Genomic DNA, 3,628 nt, shown 5'->3' on the forward strand with positions numbered 1-3,628 from the left:
ACCAGGCCATCGTGCGCGATGTGCTGGCTGCCGGTGACTTCTGGGGCGGCGCCGGTTCGGTGGCCTGCCAGGAGTTCATCACCCAGTTGGGTCGCAACTTCCAGGTCATCTACGAACAAGCCAACGCCCACGGCCAAAAGGTACAAACCGCCGGCAACAACATGAACTCCACCGACAACGCAGTCGGCGGCAGCTGGGCCTAACAAGCCTTCGCAAGACGCCACTATCGTTGGCGTCGTTGGTAATTCGCGACGCCCCAGGGCGATCAACATGAGCGCGGCCCTGCGGCGCGCGCTCGTGTCGTCGCTGCCGCGTTTGAGTTCTACCCGGACGTAAGAGATACCGCTGGTACCGGCTAACCTTGACGCACCCCACGTTGCAAGGAGCGTCCATGGAAGGGTTTGCCGGGAAAGTAGCCGCGGTCACCGGCGCCGGTTCAGGTATCGGCCAGGCCTTAGCCCTTGAGCTCGGCCGCCGCGGCGCCACGCTGGCGATCAGCGATGTCGACCTCGAGGGGCTCGCGCAGACTGAAGAACAGCTGCGCGACATCGGTGCGCCGGTCCAGGCCGACCGACTCGACGTCACCGAACGGGAGGCCTTCCAGTCCTACGCCGACCAGATCAACGAGCACTTCGGCAAGGTCAACCAGATCTACAACAACGCCGGGATCGCATTCACCGGCGACATCGAGATCAGCCAATTCAAGGACATCGAACGAGTGATGGACGTCGACTTCTGGGGCGTCGTGAACGGCACCAAGGCCTTCCTGCCGCATTTGATCGCCTCCGGCGACGGCCACATCATCAACGTGTCCAGCCTTTTCGGGCTGATGTCGATGCCCGGCCAAGCCGCATACAACGCGGCCAAATTCGCCGTGCGCGGCTTCACCGAAGCCTTGCGACAGGAAATGACGCTCAACGGCCACCCGGTCAAGGTGACCTCCGTACACCCCGGCGGCATCAAGACCCCGATCGCCCGCAACGCCACCGCCGCCGAAGGGGTGGACCCCGAGAAGATGGCCAGGTTCTTCGACAAGCGGCTGGCTAGCACCACCCCGGGGCGGGCGGCCGAAATCATTCTGGAAGCCGTCGCCAAAAACCGGGCCCGGGTGTTGGTCGGCCCTGACGCCAAGGTGCTGGACGCCATCGTGCGGATAACCGGATCCGGGAGCTACCAGCGGCTGTTCCGCCCGGTAGTGGCCCGGCTGAAGCCGCCGTCGCGTTAGCCGACGCCTAACGCCCTAGCGGGTGTTCGCTGAGCCACCCGTCGGCCACCACTTGCGGGTCGGCACCGCCGATCACTTGCCGGCGCATGTCAACCAGCGCGGCGGTGTCCAGGACGCCCGCCACCTCGTTGACCGCCAGCAACTGCCGATCGCTCAGCTCGTTGCGCCGGTAAAGCGGCACCACGTTCTCCGCCTGCACCAGCGCCGGCTTGCCGTCGGTGAGCACCAACAGATCGGCCGGCACGCCCGGCTCGGTGGTGGTGGTCCACGCCGCAGTGACCATTCGGTCTCGCAGCGCGGCGAAAAGTGTTGCATTATCTGAGAATTCGCGAGCAGCAGGCAGATGGCAGCTGCCTACCGCCGATGGCGTCGATGCACCCGCGATCGATCCGATCACCAAGCCGTCACAGTGGTGTGGCAGCGTACCTAGATCAGTGCCGCCCCAGCTTTTGGCGGTCGTCTCAGTGACTGCCAACGCGGGTTTGTCCTCGGCGGCGGTGGTGTAATCACCGGCGGCGATCCCCTCGGGTAGCGCACCCACCATCGCCTTGTACACCTGCGCGTCGGACCGGACGGTGCTACCGGGCTGAAAGCGCTGCAGCACCCGGCCGGTGAGGCCAGGCACGACAACGACCGCACCCGCGTCGAGTTTGGTCAGTGGGTCGGGTGCCAGCTCGGTGCGAGCCGGGAACCCGTAGGAGCGCAGCGCCCCGGTGTAGATATCAGCCAGCAGCACCGACTCGGCACCGGAACGGGATCCGACGACCAGCTCACCCGAGCGAGGGGGGGTGCGGTGCGCGCACGCCGTCATCGCCAGCGCCGCCGCGAGCGCGAGCACGGTCACCCTTCTGGTGATCACTCCGCGGGATCTGCGGCGGCAGCCACTGCGGCGGCAACCGCCGGTGCCACCCGCGGGTCCAGCGGGCTCGGCACGATCCGGTCGGGCGCCAAGTCATCGGCAACGACGGAAACGATCGCCTCGGCCGCGGCGATCTTCATCTTCTCGGTAATCCTGCGAGCACCGGCATCCAGCGCACCGCGGAAAACGCCGGGGAACGCCAGCACGTTGTTGATCTGGTTCGGGAAATCGCTTCGCCCCGTTGCGACAATCGCCGCGTGCCGGGCCGCCGCGTCCGGATGGACCTCGGGGTCGGGGTTGGACAGCGCGAACACAATGCCGTCGGGCGCCATCGAGGCGACCAGCTCCTCGGGCACCACCCCGGCTGACACTCCCAAAAATACGTCGGCGCCCTTGAGCGCCTCGATCATGCCGCCGGTGAGGCCCTCGGGGTTGGTGCGCCGGGCCAGGTCGTCCTTGACGGAGGTCAGGCCGTCGCGGCCGGGATGCAAAATGCCTTGGGAGTCCAGCACCGTGATATGCGAAATACCAACGGACATCAGGATATTCGCACAGGCGACGCCAGCCGCACCGACGCCGGAGATCACCATGCGCAACGACTGCATGTCGCGGCCGAGCACCTTGGTGGCACCGATCAGCGCTGCCAACACCACAATCGCGGTGCCGTGTTGGTCGTCGTGCATCACCGGACAATCCAGCGCCTCGATCAGGCGACGTTCGATCTCGAAGCATCGCGGCGCGGAAATGTCCTCAAGGTTGACCGCGCCGAAGGTCGGCCGCAGCCGCACCAGGGTCTCGACGATCTCGTCGGGATCCTTGGTGTCCAACACGATGGGGATCGAGTCCAGGTCGGCGAACGCCTTGAACAGCGCGCTCTTGCCCTCCATCACCGGCAGCGCCGCCGCCGCACCGATATCACCGAGGCCGAGCACCGCGCTGCCGTCGCTGACCACGGCCACCAACCGGTTCGCCCAGGTGTAGCGCGCGGCAAGGGTGTGGTCGGCGGCGATCGCCCGGCTGACTTGCGCGACGCCGGGGGTGTAGGCGATCGACAACGCACGCTGGGTGTCCAGCGGGGACCTCAACTGCACGGAAAGCTTGCCGGCGATGTGCGCTTCGAAGATCTCTTCGTCTTCAAGCACGATGGGCTGACCCGTCACCGGGGAGCCTTCCGTTGCTCGGGATGCGCTTTCGGACACGGCCCCAGGGTACTGAACGGGGCCGGAGGCGTTTGCGATGGGCGCACGGACGCTAATCGGGGATTGCGACGCCAACCTGTACTTCGGCCGCGGATCGGGCGTGGATGACCGGGGCTTGTCGTTGAGCAAAGCCGCTAGGTCAGCACATGCGATGAGTTTTGTCGCTTCGGCGCCTCAGTACTGCTGGAGGCGATGGCAATGTCCAAGGCGGCGCAACGGAATTCACCGCGACGGACTCGAAACCCAAACGAAGGAGATGTGGCTCATGAGCGGAAAAGCCATGACAGACAACCAGACTTCCCCCGCGGCGCCGCGGGGGTTCCGGATTTTTCTACGGATCTACGG

At 65.9% G+C, this 3,628-nt stretch carries 4 protein-coding genes; 2 read left to right on the forward strand and 2 right to left on the reverse strand.

Going from position 1 to position 3,628, the window contains the following annotated elements:
- Both WB785_RS04020 and WB785_RS04025 read left to right on the forward strand, forming a co-directional pair.
- A partial coding sequence (locus tag WB785_RS04020; RefSeq protein WP_424077399.1) for a WXG100 family type VII secretion target occupies positions 1–203 on the forward strand: 203 nt, incomplete at its 5' end.
- A 188-nt stretch (positions 204–391) separates the two neighbouring features.
- Positions 392–1,225 carry an SDR family NAD(P)-dependent oxidoreductase gene (locus WB785_RS04025; RefSeq protein WP_424077400.1) on the forward strand — a complete coding sequence of 278 codons (834 nt, stop codon included), beginning with the start codon at positions 392–394 and terminating at the stop codon, positions 1,223–1,225.
- Positions 1,226–1,232: 7 nt separating this feature from the next.
- Here the strand turns inward: WB785_RS04025 and WB785_RS04030 are convergent, their stop codons facing one another.
- Positions 1,233–2,036, reverse strand: a complete 804-nt coding sequence (locus WB785_RS04030; RefSeq protein WP_424077402.1) for a glycine betaine ABC transporter substrate-binding protein — start codon at positions 2,034–2,036, stop codon at positions 1,233–1,235.
- Between the two features lie 44 nt (positions 2,037–2,080).
- Positions 2,081–3,283 carry an NAD(P)-dependent malic enzyme gene (locus tag WB785_RS04035; RefSeq protein WP_424077401.1) on the reverse strand — a complete coding sequence of 401 codons (1,203 nt, stop codon included), beginning with the start codon at positions 3,281–3,283 and terminating at the stop codon, positions 2,081–2,083.
- Between the last annotated feature and the right edge of the window lie 345 nt (positions 3,284–3,628).

The organism is Mycobacterium sp., assembly GCF_049585075.1.
GTDB lineage: Bacteria > Actinomycetota > Actinomycetes > Mycobacteriales > Mycobacteriaceae > Mycobacterium.

What these genes read in the sequence shown, in the direction of transcription:
- WB785_RS04030 (WP_424077402.1), bottom strand. Translation starts at nt 2,036, where the DNA reads ATGACGGCGTGCGCGCACCGCACCCCCCCTCGCTCGGGTGAGCTGGTC.
- WB785_RS04025 (WP_424077400.1), top strand. Translation starts at nt 392, where the DNA reads ATGGAAGGGTTTGCCGGGAAAGTAGCCGCGGTCACCGGCGCCGGTTCA.